Here is a 17,764-nt window from a genome sequence, read left to right as displayed (position 1 = left end):
CCTATTGAATGAAAACTCAAATATTCAGCTTTCAGTTCTAATGCCTGTTTACAACGCTTCCAGTTTTCTGCGGGAAGCGATTGAGAGCGTTTTGAGTCAAACCTTTGCGGACTTTGAGTTTATTATCATTAACGATGGTTCAACAGACAATTCTCTTGAAGTTATAAAAATTTTTAAAGATCCACGAATTCAGGTCATCCATAACGAAAAAAATCTTGGCATTATTAAGTCGAGGAATATCGGACTGCTTACCGCACGTGGAAAGTATATTGCTAACATGGATGCTGACGATATTTGTTTACAGTCGCGTTTCGAAAAGCAAATGATGTATTTAAACGAACATCCTGATGTTGCTGTTTTAGCGACCAAGCTTGTTTTAATCGATACTAAAGGTGATGAAATTGGTTTGTGGGCAGAGGACAATACCTGCGTTACAGAAGAAGAGATCCTAAGAACATTACCACGCATTAATTGTATTGGGCAACCAACTATTATAATGCGGACAGATGTTGTTCGTGAAATCATGTACAACAAAAAATTTACTTATAACGAGGACTGGGGATTGTGGCTCCATATTTTATCACTGCATAAGAAGATTCATAAATTACCTGAGACACTCCTTAAGTACCGCCAACACCCTTCGAGCACTACTGTTTCGGCTAACAAATTAGGAGTAGAGAAAAAAGTAGTGACTTTTAAATTTAGGTATTTAAGCTATAAAATTTTTCACAACAAATTCCTTTATACAGATAAGCAGGTGCTTTCTTCTTTTTTGAAAGAGAGTTTAAGATATATCCTAAAATGGCTAATGCCCAGAATTTATGGTTTCGGAGCACGGTTAAAGAGTCTTGAAAAACTACGGTATCTAAAACAATTTTTCACGGTGTCTAAACAATTAAAACAGTTTAAAAAACCGGTCGATCATCTGTATTTTTTTCCTTTTTATCATATGGGCGGGGCAGAAAGAGTACACGCTTCCATTCTGGAGGCCGCCAATCAGCCTAATTCCATTACATTTATTACCTCAAAATCAGAAAACTCCGACTTTTTTAATCTGTTTTCGAAACACACAACGCTTGTTGAAATTGATGAACTTACAAAGCTTGGTTTTTCGGAACGGTGGCTACTGAAGAAAATAAAAGGGTTAGTTTCTAGTTCTGAAAATGCTACTGCTGTTGGCTGTAATTCCATGTTTTTTTACCAAGTTGTTCCACACCTTTCTCCAAAAATTAAAGTAGTGGATTTGTTACATGCTTTTGTGCACGATTACGAAAGTGGTCCTGAGAAGTGGAGTCTCGCTTGTGTGAATAGAATTAATGCGAGAGTGGTGATTAATCAAAAAACTAAAGCAGATTTTATTAAGTTATATAAAAAGAATAACATTGTATCAAGTAACGTTTCTAAAATAAAATTCATTTCTAATTATGTTGAATCGCAGAAACCTTTGCCGGTAAAAAGCGAAAGTGTTTTAAACGTAACTTATGTGGGACGGGGCGGGGAAGAGAAACGGGTAAATCTCATTGCTAAATTAGCTAAGAAAGTAACAAGCTCTCATAAGAACATTAAATTTCATTTTGTTGGGAATGTTAAAGACGCCATAAGTCCTGATCTGCACAAGTATTGTATCTTTCATAACGAAGTATCTGATGAGAAACAATTACAAACTATTTACAAAGAAACCCATATTCTAATTATTGCCTCTACTCGCGAAGGATTTCCGATGGTCATTATGGAAGCTATGATGCAGGGTGGAGTGCCTGTGTGCACGAATGTGGGCGGTATTTCTGAACATGTTAAAAATAATGTAAATGGATTTCTTGTTGATTCATTAGAAGAAGGAGCTATCATTAAAGAATTTGAAGAAAAGATTTATGATCTCGATGCAAATAGAAGTGAATTGTCAAAGTTGTCAGAGAGTGCGTACAATTATGCCTTGACACATTTTAATAAAGATATTTTTTTTAAATCTTGGTTTGAATTATTAAATAACCCTTTAAAACAATAACGGTGATCATTGTAAAATTAATGGGAGGTTTGGGAAATCAACTTTTTCAGTATTCAGCTGGAAAGTCTCTGGCATTGAAACACAACACAACTTTAAAACTGGACTTGTCTTTTTTAAATGCTGATCCAAATAATTTACATACAAAACGTAGTTTAGAATTAGAAGCTTTTGATTTAGATTATGAAATTGCAGACGAGTCGGATTTAAAGGCCTATCAAAAAAAGGACCTGTTTTCAAAGCTTGTTAAAAAGTGTTTTCCATTCCTTTCTAATAAATATCGTTTAGTAAACGAAGCCCAGTTTAATTTCAATCAAGATTTTTTTTCTTACCCTAAAAACGTTTATTTAAACGGGTTTTGGCAATCTGAAAAATATTTCAAAAACATTCGTGAGGTATTGCTCAAGGAGATTGTGATCAGGGATGAAATGACTGCACAGTGTAAAGAAATGCGAGATAAAATACGTAATTCTAATTCTGTAAGTTTACATATAAGACGAGGAGACTACGTTACGAATAAAAATGCCAGTTCTTTTCACGGAGTCCTTTCTATGGAGTATTATTCTAAAGCAATTGATCTACTAACAAAAGAATTTAAAGACTTAACGTTTTATGTTTTTTCGGATGATATGGATTGGGTTAAATCCAATTTTAAGATTAAAAACAAAGTAGAATACATAGATTTTAATACGGGTGAAAAAAATTGTTTTGACCTCTATTTAATGAGTTTATGTAAACATAACATTATTGCCAATAGCAGTTTTAGTTGGTGGGGAGCTTGGTTAAATAAGAATGAAGACCAGAAGGTAATAGCGCCAGAAAAATGGTTTTTAAGTGAGGATGTTAATACCTCTGACTTAATTCCGGATACATGGATAAAGCTTTAATACGAGATTATTGGTATTTTTAGATAGTAAAGAAATTTAAGTTTAATGATTGACGAGCAAAAGAGTATAATTTCTATCATAATTCCGGCCTACAACTACGGCAATTACCTTGGTGAGTGTTTGGATAGCGTTCTCGCACAAACTTATTCCAATTGGGAATGTGTGATTGTAGATAATGGCTCTACCGATAATACTGCTCAAGTAGCAAAATCGTACGTTGCCAAGGATCCTCGTTTTATTTATGTGCACACGGAACAAAAAGGAGTTTCTTTTGCAAGAAATAAAGCAATTGAATTAAGTAAAGGTAAGTTTATTCTTCCCTTAGATGCTGACGATAAAATTGCATCAACTTATCTTGAAAAGGCGGAAAAAATACTCAGAACAAAAAAGGATATTAGGGTTGTATACTGCGATGCTGAGCTATTTGGAGCGTCCACTGGTAAATGGATTTTGCCAACATTTACATTAAAGGGTTTACTTATGGAGAACTCCATATTTTGTTCTGCGCTTTTTCGTAAATCTGATTTTAATACTGTTGGCGGTTATAATATTGAAATGAAAGAAGGTTTTGAGGATTGGGATTTTTGGATCAGGATGCTTAAAACCGGAGAAAGTGTCTATAAAATTCCTGAAATTTTATTTTATTACCGAATTAAGCCAGCTTCTAGAAACAGCGTGTTAGATCAAGAAAAACAGCTTGTCCTCCGTCGTAGAATATATATAAATCACAAGGATGTTTATGATAAAATGTTTGATTTATCTGAACTCATTTTTAACTATCACTCAGTTGCTAAAAAATTAAAAAGTATGGAAGAGTCGACTACATACCGTTGTGCAAGAGTTTTATTAAAACCGATTCTTTTTTTAAGAAACATTTTTAAACGGTAAAAGCTATGAAGTCTCTTTGTTTATTTGCTTCGTATTTTACTAAACAGGAGATTCCTTATTACATTACCGTTTACCTAAAAGAGCTTAAGAAACACTATACTGAAGTCGTATTTTTAACTTCACAAGAAAAACTTTCACCCGGAAGTTTACAGTTTTTAGAATCTGAAAACTTAGCCCTTTTATTAGTGGAAAACAAAGGCTTTGATTTTGGACAATGGTATCAGGCATTTCGAAGGGTGTCTATTCACAACTATGATCAAATTGTTCTTGTAAACGATTCTTGTATTTTATTTAAGCCTCTTGATGAATTTATAACTTGGTCCGCAACTAACAAGGCAGATGTTCAAGGTATTACTCTTTCTGAAGCAATATACCCACATATCCAGTCATATTTTTTAGTGCTAAACAAAAAAGCAATCGCTCTAACTTGGGAGTATTTTCAAAAGCATAAAATCAAAGAAAGTATTTCAGATGTCATTCATACTTATGAAGTGGGGTTAAATAAATTTCTCCAAGAGCAGGGTTTAAAAATTGCTGCGTTCATTGATAACAATGGTTATAAAGGTGAGTTCAGTCCTTATTACTATTGTGTTGACTATCACCTTTCAAAGGGAATCCCATTAATCAAGAAAAAAATTATTTTTAGCTCTTACAGAAGAAGTGAATTAAGCACGCTCGCCAGAATGATCTATAATATCAACCCTAATGATTATTTAACTAAGATTTCGAAAGAAGGTAAAAATCTTATTATTGATTTAAAGCGTTTAATTGGAGTGGGAGAGGCGATGACTAAAATAGATCGAATAAACTACAGTTTGTTACGCTTGTTTTATAGAGTCGCTAAGCCAATATATAAATTAATAAAAGGCACATGACCCAACCATTAGTTAGCATATGCATTCCGGTTTATAATGGCGAAAAGTATTTAAAACAATGCCTCGATTCTTGTATTAACCAGACTTATGACAACTATGAAATTATTATTTGTGATGATGGTTCTACTGATACAAGTGTGCAACTAATCGAAGAATATGCAATCTCCAATAAAAAAATCCGACTCTCTAAAAACGAAAAAAATTTAGGTCTAGTCGAAAATTGGAATGCCTGCATTAAACAGGCTAGGGGAGAGTGGATTAAATTTGTGTTTCAAGACGATTATATTGCAGAGAATTGCCTGCAAAAGTTTGTTGAACAAATAGAACCTTCTGTTAATTTAATCGTAAGCGCGCGTAATTTTATTTTGCCCGAAAATCCATCAAGTGACTACATCAACTACTACACCAATCGTGTGCGTACTCTTGAAAATACTGGAGCTTATTCGTCGACTTTTTTTACACCGCAAAGTATTTCAAGAATAGCTGCAGAAAATATTAGCATGAATTTTATCGGAGAACCGAGTCTTACATTTTTCAGAGGGAGAGTAGTGGATGAGTTAGGTTCTTTTAATCCGCTTTTTAAACAGATTTGCGATTTAGAATTTGTATTAAGAATCGCTAGCAAGTATGGACTAAAATATATTCCTGAAAAAATCTGTGCCTTTCGAATTCACACAGACTCTACAACTTCCACAAATGTGGAAAATAAATATTTTGATTTACATTATATTGAACCGCTTTTATTTTCTTGGGTTTTATTCTACAGTAAGGAGTACAATACTTTTAGAAGCTGTTTAAATGTTTTTCTGAAGTTTAAGCTGAAAATGTATTTTAAACTGAAGTGCTATGTTGCGAACAAGGTAAATAGAGAAGAAAATAAAAATCATCTTGTTTTTAACCCATCACAAACACAGTTTAAAGAAATTCACAACTCAAAAGACGGAAATCTTCTTGTGCGAATGATAGCGCTTGTTAAGAAATAAGTTCAAGTAATTTATCAGTATAACGTTCCCAGGTGAAATCTTTTACTTTGTCGTGTGCCGCATTCATCATAGTATGATATTCTTCCTGTGTGTTTTTTAAAAGTTTTTCAATCGCTTCTCCGAGCTCTTTTTGTGATTCACTTTCTACATAGAATCCAAAAGAAGCTACTTTTCCATAGGTTGCAACAAATTCAGAATACGGTGTAGTGATTACAGGTGTGTAATAATACATTGCTTCTGTCATGGCTGAAAAAGCCCCCCAGTTTTTGTTTGTATTTACAATAAACCTAGCTTCTGAAATAAGTTTGTAATAGAGGGTATTTTCATCTTTATTTCCTTTGTCCAGATAACCATGTTGGAATAAATTTCTCAATGTAATTCCTGTGTCGGAAGTGTTTAAGCCGATAATATGAAGCTCTATTTCTGAATTATTAGAAAGATTAAATTCTTTAAATGCTTGTATTAAATCTAAAGCTCCTTGTAGATATTTTTTATTCCCAATAAATAAAAGTTTTTTGCTTTGAGATTTTAATTTTACTAGTTCTTTTTTGTCAATAGAAAAGGAACTGTTTATCACGTTTCCAAGATAATAGCAGTGGTGAGCTTTATAAGTCTCAGTATTAAATTTTTTAGATTCTGGAAAAAGACTTAAAACGAAATCTGCAGACCTGATATTTTTTTCTTCACAATTCAATGCTCTCTTTTCAAACCAAAAGGGTTCTCTTTTGTGAAAATTACGAATCAAATATAAATAGCTCCAGTCGCCAAACAGAACAATTTTTTTCGATTTTGTTTTAGGAATGCCAAAGCTGAATGTTAGAAAAATAAATGCTTGCGAACTGTTATATCTCTTAATAGAACGACGAATTTTGATGTTCGTCAAAAAATAGTTTAATCGAGAGCGAAAATAAGTGTGAGTAGTATTTTTGTAGAAGATTTTTAAAAATGCGTAGACCGTGTATCTATAAATGAAATTTAATAGAGCGTTTTCTTTAATATTAACCTTATTAACGTGAATGTTTTTGTCTGCAATACTCTTAGTGAAAAAATAGGGTACATTCGACCAGGTACTTATTGCGTTTGCATCTCCAACGGTAAAAATTGTTATTTCTGAAATGGAATCCAATTAATTGAAAAGTTTTCTTTTAAGGATTCTTAATCTAAGTATAAGACTGAGGTTCGAAAAAAACTTTCCGCCGTAAAGTTTATTTATTTTGAGTTGTTCTTTAAGAAAACGATAATCCTGACTACCAGATTTAGACGCCTTATAATACCTGAAATAGGCAACAACCGTATCTAATTTTACAATCTTAGCTTCATTTTTTAGGCATCTCAATATATATTCATAATCAAAAGCAAAATTAAAGGGTAATAATTCACCAATTTCCCTCGTAAATTTGGTTCTGAAGAAAGAGCCGGGTTGACTGATAGAAGCATCATTTTCAAGTAATTTTTCAAAACTTAGAATTCCGCTAGAAGAGTTTTTATGGAAGACGGAATTTTCATCTATATAAGAAACATCACCGTATATATAATCTGTATTGTGGTTGTCTTCAAGGTATTCTGCTAACTTAAAGAAACCTGGAATATCGATCAAATCATCGGTATTTAGCCAGGTCCAAAACTCACCTTTAACGAGGTTTAGCCCCTTGTTAATAGCATCGTATTGGCCTTTGTCTTTTTCAATAATTAGATTATTAATGATGCCTTTATAATCATTAATAATTTTGAGCGTTGTGGGACTGGAACAGTTGTCCACAACAATTATTTGAATCACAACATTAGTGTTTTCTGCCTGCGCTTTCAGCGTTGCAAGATTTTCTAATGTTTCTTTTATAAATTTTTCCTGATTAAAGGAAGGAACTATGATTGAATATCCAGACACAGATACAAATATAAGCTTTAGATTGTTGCTCTTGACTGGGTTCTATAAAATGATTTATTCGTTGAAAATAAGTGTTTATAAAGCAAAATATTTATCTTTATTAGATATCTTTACTTTTTTATGCAAGAAAAAAATATTTTGATTCTTAAAATTTTTAGAAATGAATTATTCTATTTTTAAATGAGGATCTTGATTTTATCCGATACGGATAGCGAACATACTGAAAAATGGGCGCTTGGCTTAGCCAACAAGGGAATAGAAGTTGGACTCTTTAGTTTTAATAAAGCGTCTTACGAATGGCATACGCATCCTAATATTACAGTTTTTTTTGAACCTGAAAAGAGAATAAATGCAGAAAGTACACTTACAAAACTCGCATATTTAAAACATGTCAACGTATTAAAGGGAATTATTAAACACTTTAAACCAGATGTACTACATGCTCATTATGCTACAAGTTATGGGCTTGTGGGAGCTTTAAGTGGTTTTCATCCCTACATTATATCCAGTTGGGGAACAGATGTGATGAAATTTCCTAATAAAAACTTTGTTGCAAAATCGATCCTCAAATATAATTTCAAGGCGGCCGACATACTTTGTGCGACTTCTGAAACCGTAAAAGAAAGTATACAAAGGGTTATTAAGAAAGAAGTTTTGGTTGTTCCATTTGGAGTTGATACGGATGTTTTTTTGCCGAAGAAGGTTAAATCTTTATTTGCCGAAGAAGATTTTGTATTAGGGAGCATTAAATCGTTGGAAGAACTTTACAATATTGATATTCTCATAAAAAGTTTCGCTGTTTTAAGTAAAAAATACCCCAGGCTTAAACTGTTAATTGCAGGAGAGGGTAGTGCGAAGGAAAATTTAATAAAATTGACTGAAAAACTGAATGTTACGCAAGCCGTTGTATTCGCTGGAAGAATTCCTTTTAACGAAATAAGCTCATATTATAATATGATCGATGTTCTTGTAAATATTAGTGAGTATGAAAGTTTTGGTGTTTCTGTGATTGAAGCTATGGCTTGCGAGAAACCTGTTATTGTGACAAATGTTGGTGGATTAAAGGGGATCGTAAAAGATGAAAGTTTAGGGTACAAAGTAGATGTTAGAAATGAAACACAAACAATTGCAGCGATTGAAGAACTTATTTGCGATAAAGTGAAGTACAAACAAATTGCTGAAAACTCAAGAAAACATGTTGTTACAAACTATAGTTGGAAAATGAGTCTTGAACAAATGACTACTATTTATAAAAAAATAATTAGTACCAAAGCAAGCCAACGAGAAGTAATAGAAAAGTAGCGGTAAATTAGGTTTTTAAGCATTACTTTTTAATATAATAATAAAAGGTTAAGTAGAATTTATTTTGAAAATAGAACTGGTAAATAAAAATTCAGATAATTACTCAAAATTATTGGCTTTCGTTGAGAAACACAATGTGTTTTTTAGTTCAATGAAGTGGACTTCTATCTACTCATCAGATAACCTGCATCAATGTGCAATTTTAAACAACAATAATGACGTTATTGGTTGTTTTGTTTACTACAGTTTTAAGAAAAGTGTTTTTAAATTTATTATAACACCTCCATACTCGCCAAACATAGATTTATTTTATGTTAACCCAGCTGTCTCTATTGTTGGAGCAAATTCGTTCAATAAGGATCTCATTCAGTTACTTGTTTCCTATTTTGAATCTTTAAAAGTACCGTATATTAATATTAATCTTCCCTACGATGTTATAGATACACAACCTTTTATCTGGGAGGGTTTTACCTCTAAAGTTCGGTACACTTATCTCATTAATCTCTCTTTAGAGAAGGAAAAATTATGGGATAATCTATCTTCTGAAAAAAGAAAGAGTGTAAACAAAGCTATTAAAGACAAAGTGGTCGTTAAAGAAACACAAGATTACAAACTGGTTTACTCGCTCATTCTAAAATCACTTGAAAGAAATGATAAAAACAGGAACCCTGAAATTTTGGAAAATATTTTGTTTTCTTTTTCAAATGCAAAAAACTCATTTGCCTTTGTAGCTTATAATAATGATGTGGCCATAGGAGCTACTTACTGTGTTTTTAATAAGGAAAAGGCTATTTATTTATTTGGTGGTTTTGATTCAGAAAATAAGCACCACGGTGCTGGTGTGCAGTGCATGTGGTATAGTATTTTAAAAGCTAGAGAACTTAATTTAAAGTATTTTGACTTTGAAGGATCAATGAATGCAAACATCGAAAGATATTTTAGGGAGTTTGGCGGTGAATTGAAACCTTATTTTTGTATTGAGAAAATAAGACCAACGCTTAATAGCTTGCTTAATTTAAAAGGACATAAACCGTTTTGAATGTATGAAAGCCATTATATCACACGATATTGATCACATTACTGTTTCAGAACATTTGTTTAAGGATACCTTAATTCCTAAGTATCTTGTGCGTATGCATTTGGAGCTTTTTTCCGGTAGAATCTCTTCCAGGGAATACACGCTAAGGTGGACCGATCTTTTTAAAAATAAATGGCAGAATATTGATGAACTCATTACTTTTAATAATGTTAATGGGATTCCTTCTTCTTTTTTTATTGCAGTAAATAAAGGAATTGGTTTAAGTTATTCGAAGTTGTCAGCGTTAACCTGGATCGAGCAAATGAAACTACGGAATTGTGAAATCAGCCTTCAGGGAATTTGTTTTGAGGATTTAAATCTAGTTCATAATGAGTTTAATCTGTTTAAGTCTCTGACTAAAAAAGAACAATTTGGTGTTCGTGTGCGTCAGTTCACCAATAGTGAAGCCACTTATAATTTGCTTGCTCAAACTGGTTATAAATACGATAGCAGTGAAAAGGCATTTAAGAATCCCTATAGGATAGGTAAAATGTGGGAATTTCCTTTTCAGATAATGGATGGCTGGATTATAGAGGGCTATAAGAAATGGCAAACATTTAATTTACTGCAAGCAAAAGAAAATACAGTTAAACTAATTGATAAGGCATTTGAGAGCAAGCTCGATTACATTGGCATCGATTTTCATGATAGGTATTTTTCACATTCTTTTAAAACGTGGTTAGATTGGTATATGTGGCTTGTGGAATATCTTAAAACTAATAAAATTGATTGCGTAAATTTTGAAGGAGCTATTCTTGAATTGGAAAGCAAGAAATCTTAACTTGTAAAAACTGGTTCAATTGGTTTATTTTGTGACACTAATAATTAACTCATGTTGAAAAAGGAATATCTTTTAGTTGTTGCCACTGTTCTTTTCTTTTTTTGTTCAACAGCGCAAAAAAAAAAGGAAATAAAAAAGCATGGCATAAAAACTATTTCTAGCACAAAAACAATCGGCCTTAAAACTGTAAAAGACGAGCGCTTGAGTTTTAATTCTGAAGGTTTATTGATTGAAGAAGTCAGATACAACGAAGAGGGTGTTCTTTCTTCAATGTCACGTTATAAGTACAATTATGAGGGGAATGTAATTGAACAATTAGATTACGATGAAAAGAGTTTGCTTTTTGAAAGAAAAGTCTTAAAATATAATGATATCTCTCAAAAAACAGTTGAGTTAGTATTTGATAAAAACGGAAAGCAGATCAGGAAAACCATTTATTCGTATAATTATAAAGGACTTCGAACAGAGAAAAAAACCTTTGACGCTAACAATAATTTAATAGCAACTAAAAAACTGGTTTACTCATTTAAATAATATTAAAATATAATAGTAAAATGACACATCTATTCGCAGTACTTCAGGCACAAGAACTTGTTGAAATAAGTAATTTAGAGGCGCTTCAAAAAGTTTCTTTAAAATTATTTTATCGCTTATTAATAGATTTTGTCTCAGTTTTTATTTTGGTACGTGGTGTATACTTTCACGTTTACAAGCGTCTAGAACTATTTTTTACTTTTTTTATTTTCAATCTGGTTATATTTTTGATTTGCTTTTTACTCAATAAGGTTGATTTAAGCATGGGTGCGGCTTTCGGCCTTTTTGCCGTGTTTAGTATGTTACGTTACCGTACCGAAGATATCAGTATAAAGGACATGTCGTATTTGTTTTTAGTAATTGCAATTGGTTTAATAAGCGCAGTAACCAAGGTGAAAAACGCAAGCGATAGCTACGAATACATTTTTTTAATATTAATAAACAGTACAATTATTGTATTGGCTTATTTATTAGAAAGTAAGGTGTTATTCAAAAAAGAAGCTATTCAGATAATTAATTACGATAACATGGATTTAATTCAATCACAAAACCAAACTCTACTGATTGAGGATATTAAGAAGAGAACAGGCATAAATGCACACCGCATTAGTATAAGTAAAATTGATTTTCTAAAGCCTTCTGTGCAAATAAAAGTGTATTATTTTGAAGACTGATTCTTTGGTGTATCCAACCACTTAAGAATTTTTTTACAATTTGGACTTTTTGGAGGTGAAACTACATCTACTAAATAGCCATTTTCATCAACCATGTATTTTTGAAAATTCCATCGTACTTTAGAATTCATAACACCGTTTTCTGATTTAGATGTCAACCATCTGTATATCGGATGCATGTTGTCACCTTTTACTTCAATTTTTTCCATCATTAAAAATGTTACACCATAATTTCGTTCACAAAACGATTTAATTTCTGAATTATTTCCAGGATCTTGTTTTCCAAAATCATTAGATGGAAACCCGATAATGGTAAAATTCTTGTCCTTATAGGTATCGTAGAGTTTCTGTAATTCTTTAAATTGTGGGGTGAAGCCACATTCACTCGCCGTATTCACAATAAGTAATTTTTTTCCTTTGAAGCTTGCTAAATCAATAATTTTCCCTTCAATACTGTTGGCTTTAAATTGATGTATACTGGAAGTAGCTTGACCTTTAAATAACGCTGGTAAATTTAAAAAATGTAACAAGAGCAATATTTTTAGAGTGAATTGTTTCAAACGAATGTTTAAATTTAAGCCTATTATTTTGAATTATGCTATGAGTATCTGGAAAGGAGAAGTTACAACGCAATTAATCAATGAACTTGGCAAGAATACGCTAGGGGATTTCTTTGAAATAAATTTCACAGAAGTTGGATCTGATTTTTTAATTGCCACAATGCCGGTTAATAATAAAACGAAGCAACCTTTTGGACTATTACACGGAGGCGCTTCTGTAGCTTTAGCCGAGACTATTGGAAGTGTTGCCAGCTGGTGTGTTGTTAACCGTGAGCTTTTTATCGGAGTTGGCATAGAGATAAACGCTAATCACGTTAAATCAGTAACGGAAGGCCTGGTAACGGCGGTTTGTACGCCAATTAAAATTGGAGGTAAGGTACATGTTTGGGATATCAAGATTTCTGATCAAAATGCTGAATTGTGCTGTGTTTGCAGGTTTACCTGCATGATTGTACCTAAAAGGAACTAAGGTTATTTTGAACGGTTTGCATTAAATAAATTTGCCATTAAAAAAATTAAGTTATTTTTGTTCCTATTAAATTTAAATAAAATGACATTATCACACAAATTCATTACCCTTAGCGTTACGGCTTTATTGTTAACTGCATGTGGCGGTTCAAAAGAAACTGAAAATCATGGAGAATCGGCAGATCTGTCTGCAATAGAGCAGGATACAATTGCTGTTACCGTTGACGATACAACTAAATTTAAATTTGATTTTGCAATTGCAAATATCCCGTCACCTGCTACTTCTATGCAGGAATTGGGAACATGGGGAGTCCCATATGATAACAGTATTCTAAATAACCCAAAAAACACATCAAAGTACACTACCGAATATCAAAGAAGTATTAATTTGGGTGTATATAACATTGACATGGCTTACGCTATGACTTGTGATAAAGGCCCTGACGTATTACAGTATATGAAAAACATCTTAATGTTGAGCGACGCTCTTGGTTTAAAAGGTGCTGTGGACATGATGGTTGGTAAGAGAGCAGAATCTAATTTAAACAGTAAGGATAGTTTATTTAAAATTTTGGATGAGATTTTTGTAAAGAGCGATTCTTACCTGAGAACCAACGAACGTGTTTATACTGCTGCTACCGTATTTGCTGGAAGTTGGTTAGAAAGTTTATATTTAACATGCAAAATTAGTGGTCAACTTACAGATCCGGCATCAATTGAAAAATCACACAAACATTTGTGGGAGCAACGTTTACACCTTGGGAACCTTATTAATTTGTTAGGTGACTATAAAGACAAAAAAGAATGTGCTGAACTTATTAAGGATTTAACACCTATTAATGATGAAATTAAAGCTATTAAGCAACCAACTGAAATGACTCCGGATAAGTTTAATTCTATTTCTTCAAAAATTTATGCTTTAAGAAATAAATTAACTTCGAACTAGTTCAATCTATACAAATTGAAAAAGGAGAGGTACTATGTATCTCTCCTTTTTTTGTAAATCTAAATTATATAAGATTTGCTGCCTTATCTAGAGCGCTTTTTAAACCTTCTGGTTTACTTCCACCAGCTTGAGCATAGAAAGGCTGACCGCCGCCACCACCATTTATTTCCTTGGCTAAGTCGCGCACAATATTACCTGCATTAAAGCCTTTTTCTTTTACGAGCGTATCATTTATTATTACTGAAATACTTGGTTTTCCATTTACTTCAGCGGCTAAAACGCAAAATAAATTGGGCACTTCGTTTCTTAGTTCAAATAAAAGATTTTTAATTTCTTCTCCACTATCAAATTGAATGAAGTGGGTTATAAAATTCACATCACCCTTTTTTTCAATTTTTGCTATCAGATCCTTTTTTATGCCTGCAGCTTTTTCTTTATACAAAGATTGTAAGCTTTTTTGCAAGGTGTTATTTTCTTCAATTAAACTTGTAAGTCCTTTTGATATATCACGTGGATTTTTAAGTAATACTTTTATTTCTTCAATTAATTTGGTTTGATTGTCGAAAAACTCCTCTGCTTTAATTGACGTAATCGCTTCAATACGTCGAATACCAGCCGCTACAGCCCCTTCACTGGTTAATTTAAAATAACCTATTTGTCCCGTTGCCGAAACATGTGTTCCGCCACATAACTCTACTGAGTAGTTTTTATCGATGGTTACTACTCGCACAACATCGCCATATTTTTCACCAAAGAGTGCCATAGCACCAGTTTTTTTGGCATCCTCAATTGGCATCAGTTCTGTTTTGCAAGTAATGTTTTCACGAATCTTTGTATTAACCATTTTTTCAATCTGGTTAATTTCTTCATCACTTATTTTTGAGAAATGAGAAAAATCAAAACGTAAATGTTCATCGTTCACCAAACTACCTTTTTGTTCTACGTGCGTTCCTAACACGTTGCGCAATGCAGCATGGAGTAGGTGAGTAGCAGAGTGATTATTACTGGTATAAAGTCGTTTTTCGGTATTTACCTTCGCGTTAAACGTTGCATTTAGTTTAATTGGAAGTTTATCGCAATAATGAATAATAACCCCGTTTTCTTTTTTTGTATCTGTTATAAAAACGCTTTCATTTACATTCGCTAGAACACCTGTATCGCCAACCTGTCCGCCACTTTCAGAATAAAATGGTGTTTTATTTAACACGAGATGATAGTGTTCTTTGTTTTTAGCTTTTACTTTTCTGTAACGAATAATAACCGCCTCACATTCCAAATCACTATAACCAATAAATTCTGTTTCTTTTTCCTGACTCTCTGTTAAACCACGATTTTCTTCCACATACATCCAATCGTCGGTGTCTATTGTTGTAGCTGCACGTGAACGGTTTTTTTGCTCGTTCAGATAATGATCAAATTCTTTTTCATCAATACTCAGGTTGTATCCTCTCGCGATCAATGAAGTTAAATCTACTGGAAATCCAAAGGTGTCGTACAATTCAAAAACTATTTTTCCGTCAATAACTTGTTTGTTGGCTGCAGTTGTATCAATACACACTTGATCAATGCGTTTTAAGCCTACATCTAGAGTTTTATAAAAAGAAATTTCCTCTTCTTTAATTACTTTTTCAATAAGAATTTTTTGCGAGTGTAACTCTGGGAAAGCTGTACCCATTTGGTGCGCCAAAGTTGGCACTATGCGGTACATAAAGGGTTCCTTTAAATTTAATGTTTGATACCCATAACGAATAGCTCTGCGTAAAATTCTACGAATAACGTATCCGGCTCCGGTGTTGCCAGGTAATTGTCCGTCTGCAATGCTAAAGGATATGGTACGAATATGATCCGCAATCACACGCATGGCAATATTGATAAGCAATTGTTTTTTATGCTTGTCTTCTTCTTCTGGTTTGTAACGCAGTCCGCTCAGTTCTTCTATTTTGTGAATAAGTGGCGTAAAGACATCTGAATCATAATTACTTTGTTTTCCTTGCAATACACGTACTAAGCGTTCAAAGCCCATTCCAGTATCCACATGTTGTTTTGGAAGTTTTATAAGAGAGCCGTCGGCCTTACGCTCAAACTCCATAAAAACGTTATTCCAAATTTCGATCACTTGTGGATCATCGTTGTTTACAAGCGAAGCCCCCGTAATTTTAGAGCGTTCTACATCACTTCTGCCATCGTAGTGTATTTCTGAGCAAGGGCCACATGGACCCATATCGCCCATTTCCCAAAAATTATCTTTTTTGTTTCCGTTTAAAATGCGGTCTGCGTTTACAAATTGTTTCCAAGTATCATAAGCTTCTTGGTCAAAAGCAAGTCCTTCTTCTTTACTGCCTTCAAAAACTGTCACATACAAGCGGTCTTTATCTATTTTGTACACTTCTGTAAGCAACTCCCAGGCCCAGCTAATGGCATCTTTCTTAAAATAGTCGCCAAAGCTCCAATTACCAAGCATTTCAAACATGGTGTGGTGATAAGTGTCTACTCCAACTTCTTCAAGATCGTTATGCTTTCCACTCACACGTAAACATTTCTGTGTGTCTGCTATGCGAGGGTATTTAATTGGGGAGTTTCCCAAAAAAATGTCTTTAAAAGGCGCCATTCCACTATTATTGAACATTAGTGTAGGATCACCTTTAACCACCATAGGAGCACTAGGCACAATGTGATGCCCTTTGCTTTTAAAAAAATCAAGAAATGTTTGACGTACTTTATTAGAGTCCATATACCTTTAAAATAAAGCGCGAAGATAATAAATTGATTGCTATTTGTAAGAATAGTTTTCATTAGATCGCGCTCAAATAAGGCGCGAAATGGCATAGAATAATGTACTATCACTGCGCTATGAATTGGAGGAGATTTTTCTATTTTATTTTTTGTTAAATGACTATATTTAGACCTTACAAATGTCAAAAGTTAAGTATAGGTTTAATACAAAGTCTCTCACCTACGAAAAGGTAAAAGTTACCTTTAAACAACGTTTTTGGCAATTTTCGTCCTATGTAGCAACGGGTTTAGTTTTTGCCACTGTTTCCATCATGCTGGCCAGGCAGTTTTTGCCTTCTCCAACCGAAAAAAAGGGGAAAAGAGAGATTGAAGCACTCCGCTTGCAATATGATTTATTAAACAAGAAAATGAATCAGGCAGAAGAGGTTTTAAAGGATCTAGAAGATAGGGATGATAACATTTACAGGGCAATTTTTGAAAGTGACCCTTTACCAAAGTCTATGCGCTATGGTGGTTCAGGTGGAAGCGATAAATACTCAATTTTTGATAATTATGAGAATAGTGACTTATTAAAGTCTGTTACAGAACGAATGGACCGTCTATCCAAGCAAATTTATGTACAATCGAAATCTTATGATGAAGTTGTAAATCTGGCGAAAAACAAAGAAAAATTAATTGCCTCTATACCCGCAATTATGCCAATTAACCAAAAAGATCTGGCTCATGCAGTAACAAGTGGTTTTGGCTGGAGAACCCATCCTATTTATAAAACAAAAGAGTTTCACCCAGGAATGGATTTTTCTGCTGAACAAGGAACCCCTATTTATTCAACCGGAGATGGCGTTACGGAAAGAGCAGATAATTTGGCGCAAGGTTATGGAAATCATGTGGTAATTGATCATGGTTTTGGCTACAAGACGCTTTATGGACATATGAGTAAAATCGCCACGCGGGCTGGTCAAAAAATAATGCGAGGCCAGTTAATAGGTTACGTCGGAAGCACAGGTTTAAGTACCGCGCCGCATATTCATTATGAAGTTATTCGTAATGGTGAAAAGGTAAATCCCATTAATTATTATTACAACGATCTTTCACCTGAGCAGTATGCTTTATTGGTTGAGCTTTCTAAAAAGGATTCTCAATCTTTCGACTAAGAATACCTGATTTT

Annotated in this window: 17 protein-coding genes; 13 read left to right on the top strand and 4 right to left on the bottom strand. The window is 33.3% G+C overall.

Features of this window, described 5'->3' with window-relative positions; genetic code table 11:
* Positions 1–4: 4 nt before the first annotated feature.
* From P2086_RS14590 to P2086_RS14570, 5 genes are read left to right on the top strand one after another with little or no spacing between them, the layout of a single operon-like run.
* A complete protein-coding gene (locus P2086_RS14590) occupies positions 5–2,005 on the top strand; it encodes a glycosyltransferase (protein ID WP_317897486.1) in 2,001 nt (666 codons plus the stop codon).
* Between the two features lie 2 nt (positions 2,006–2,007).
* Entirely contained in the window at positions 2,008–2,889 is an 882-nt protein-coding gene (locus P2086_RS14585; protein WP_317897485.1) for an alpha-1,2-fucosyltransferase, read from the top strand.
* A 45-nt stretch (positions 2,890–2,934) separates the two neighbouring features.
* Complete coding sequence (locus P2086_RS14580) at positions 2,935–3,777, top strand: glycosyltransferase (RefSeq protein WP_317897484.1); 843 nt, start codon at positions 2,935–2,937, stop codon at positions 3,775–3,777.
* Between the two features lie 5 nt (positions 3,778–3,782).
* Positions 3,783–4,652, top strand: a complete 870-nt coding sequence (locus P2086_RS14575; RefSeq protein WP_317897483.1) for a rhamnan synthesis F family protein — start codon at positions 3,783–3,785, stop codon at positions 4,650–4,652.
* Positions 4,649–5,635, top strand: coding sequence for a glycosyltransferase family 2 protein (locus tag P2086_RS14570; protein ID WP_317897482.1), 987 nt, complete (start codon positions 4,649–4,651; stop codon positions 5,633–5,635). Before P2086_RS14575 ends, P2086_RS14570 begins: the two co-directional genes overlap by 4 nt.
* Here the strand turns inward: P2086_RS14570 and P2086_RS14565 are convergent.
* Complete coding sequence (locus P2086_RS14565; RefSeq protein ID WP_317897481.1) at positions 5,625–6,761, bottom strand: glycosyltransferase; 1,137 nt, start codon at positions 6,759–6,761, stop codon at positions 5,625–5,627. The two genes, P2086_RS14570 and P2086_RS14565, sit on opposite strands and share 11 nt — an antisense overlap.
* A complete protein-coding gene (locus tag P2086_RS14560; protein ID WP_317897480.1) occupies positions 6,762–7,520 on the bottom strand; it encodes a glycosyltransferase in 759 nt (252 codons plus the stop codon).
* Positions 7,521–7,709: 189 nt separating this feature from the next.
* Between P2086_RS14560 and P2086_RS14555 the strand changes: the two genes are divergently transcribed.
* The 5 genes from P2086_RS14555 to P2086_RS14535 all read left to right on the top strand — a co-directional run bounded on the left by P2086_RS14555 (position 7,710) and on the right by P2086_RS14535 (position 11,889).
* On the top strand, positions 7,710–8,822 hold the full coding sequence (locus tag P2086_RS14555; protein ID WP_317897479.1) for a glycosyltransferase: 1,113 nt from the start codon (positions 7,710–7,712) through the stop codon (positions 8,820–8,822).
* A gap of 64 nt (positions 8,823–8,886) precedes the next feature.
* Positions 8,887–9,861 carry a GNAT family N-acetyltransferase gene (locus P2086_RS14550; RefSeq protein WP_317897478.1) on the top strand — a complete coding sequence of 325 codons (975 nt, stop codon included), beginning with the start codon at positions 8,887–8,889 and terminating at the stop codon, positions 9,859–9,861.
* Between the two features lie 4 nt (positions 9,862–9,865).
* A complete protein-coding gene (locus P2086_RS14545; RefSeq protein WP_317897477.1) occupies positions 9,866–10,681 on the top strand; it encodes a polysaccharide deacetylase family protein in 816 nt (271 codons plus the stop codon).
* Positions 10,682–10,732: 51 nt separating this feature from the next.
* Positions 10,733–11,215 (top strand): hypothetical protein, encoded by a 483-nt coding sequence (locus P2086_RS14540; RefSeq protein WP_317897476.1) that lies wholly within the window; start codon positions 10,733–10,735, stop codon positions 11,213–11,215.
* 20 nt (positions 11,216–11,235) lie between these two features.
* A complete protein-coding gene (locus tag P2086_RS14535) occupies positions 11,236–11,889 on the top strand; it encodes a DUF4956 domain-containing protein (protein ID WP_317897475.1) in 654 nt (217 codons plus the stop codon).
* Here P2086_RS14535 and P2086_RS14530 read toward each other — a convergent pair.
* Positions 11,874–12,419, bottom strand: coding sequence for a glutathione peroxidase (locus P2086_RS14530; protein WP_317897474.1), 546 nt, complete (start codon positions 12,417–12,419; stop codon positions 11,874–11,876). The two genes, P2086_RS14535 and P2086_RS14530, sit on opposite strands and share 16 nt — an antisense overlap.
* Before the next feature lie 34 nt (positions 12,420–12,453).
* Here P2086_RS14530 and P2086_RS14525 point away from each other — a divergent pair, with 34 nt between their 5' ends.
* Both P2086_RS14525 and P2086_RS14520 read left to right on the top strand, forming a co-directional pair.
* Entirely contained in the window at positions 12,454–12,918 is a 465-nt protein-coding gene (locus P2086_RS14525; RefSeq protein ID WP_317897473.1) for a hotdog fold thioesterase, read from the top strand.
* An 81-nt stretch (positions 12,919–12,999) separates the two neighbouring features.
* On the top strand, positions 13,000–13,863 hold the full coding sequence (locus P2086_RS14520; RefSeq protein ID WP_317897472.1) for a hypothetical protein: 864 nt from the start codon (positions 13,000–13,002) through the stop codon (positions 13,861–13,863).
* Between the two features lie 64 nt (positions 13,864–13,927).
* Here P2086_RS14520 and alaS read toward each other — a convergent pair whose 3' ends face one another.
* Positions 13,928–16,594 (bottom strand): alanine--tRNA ligase, encoded by a 2,667-nt coding sequence (gene alaS / locus P2086_RS14515; protein WP_317897471.1) that lies wholly within the window; start codon positions 16,592–16,594, stop codon positions 13,928–13,930.
* 181 nt (positions 16,595–16,775) lie between these two features.
* Here alaS and P2086_RS14510 point away from each other — a divergent pair, with 181 nt between their 5' ends.
* Positions 16,776–17,750 (top strand): M23 family metallopeptidase, encoded by a 975-nt coding sequence (locus tag P2086_RS14510; RefSeq protein WP_317897470.1) that lies wholly within the window; start codon positions 16,776–16,778, stop codon positions 17,748–17,750.
* Positions 17,751–17,764: the final 14 nt, after the last annotated feature.

This window comes from Aurantibacillus circumpalustris (assembly GCF_029625215.1).
Taxonomy (GTDB): Bacteria; Bacteroidota; Bacteroidia; order B-17B0; family Aurantibacillaceae; genus Aurantibacillus; species Aurantibacillus circumpalustris.
Note: the sequence above shows the minus strand (reverse complement) of the source record. Positions and strands in the feature narration are given on the sequence as shown.

What these genes read in the sequence shown, in the direction of transcription:
- P2086_RS14580 (WP_317897484.1), top strand. Translation starts at nt 2,935, where the DNA reads ATGATTGACGAGCAAAAGAGTATAATTTCTATCATAATTCCGGCCTAC.
- P2086_RS14575 (WP_317897483.1), top strand. Translation starts at nt 3,783, where the DNA reads ATGAAGTCTCTTTGTTTATTTGCTTCGTATTTTACTAAACAGGAGATT.
- P2086_RS14570 (WP_317897482.1), top strand. Translation starts at nt 4,649, where the DNA reads ATGACCCAACCATTAGTTAGCATATGCATTCCGGTTTATAATGGCGAA.
- P2086_RS14545 (WP_317897477.1), top strand. Translation starts at nt 9,866, where the DNA reads ATGAAAGCCATTATATCACACGATATTGATCACATTACTGTTTCAGAA.
- P2086_RS14540 (WP_317897476.1), top strand. Translation starts at nt 10,733, where the DNA reads ATGTTGAAAAAGGAATATCTTTTAGTTGTTGCCACTGTTCTTTTCTTT.
- P2086_RS14535 (WP_317897475.1), top strand. Translation starts at nt 11,236, where the DNA reads ATGACACATCTATTCGCAGTACTTCAGGCACAAGAACTTGTTGAAATA.
- P2086_RS14525 (WP_317897473.1), top strand. Translation starts at nt 12,454, where the DNA reads ATGTTTAAATTTAAGCCTATTATTTTGAATTATGCTATGAGTATCTGG.
- P2086_RS14520 (WP_317897472.1), top strand. Translation starts at nt 13,000, where the DNA reads ATGACATTATCACACAAATTCATTACCCTTAGCGTTACGGCTTTATTG.
- alaS (WP_317897471.1), bottom strand. Translation starts at nt 16,594, where the DNA reads ATGGACTCTAATAAAGTACGTCAAACATTTCTTGATTTTTTTAAAAGC.
- P2086_RS14510 (WP_317897470.1), top strand. Translation starts at nt 16,776, where the DNA reads ATGTCAAAAGTTAAGTATAGGTTTAATACAAAGTCTCTCACCTACGAA.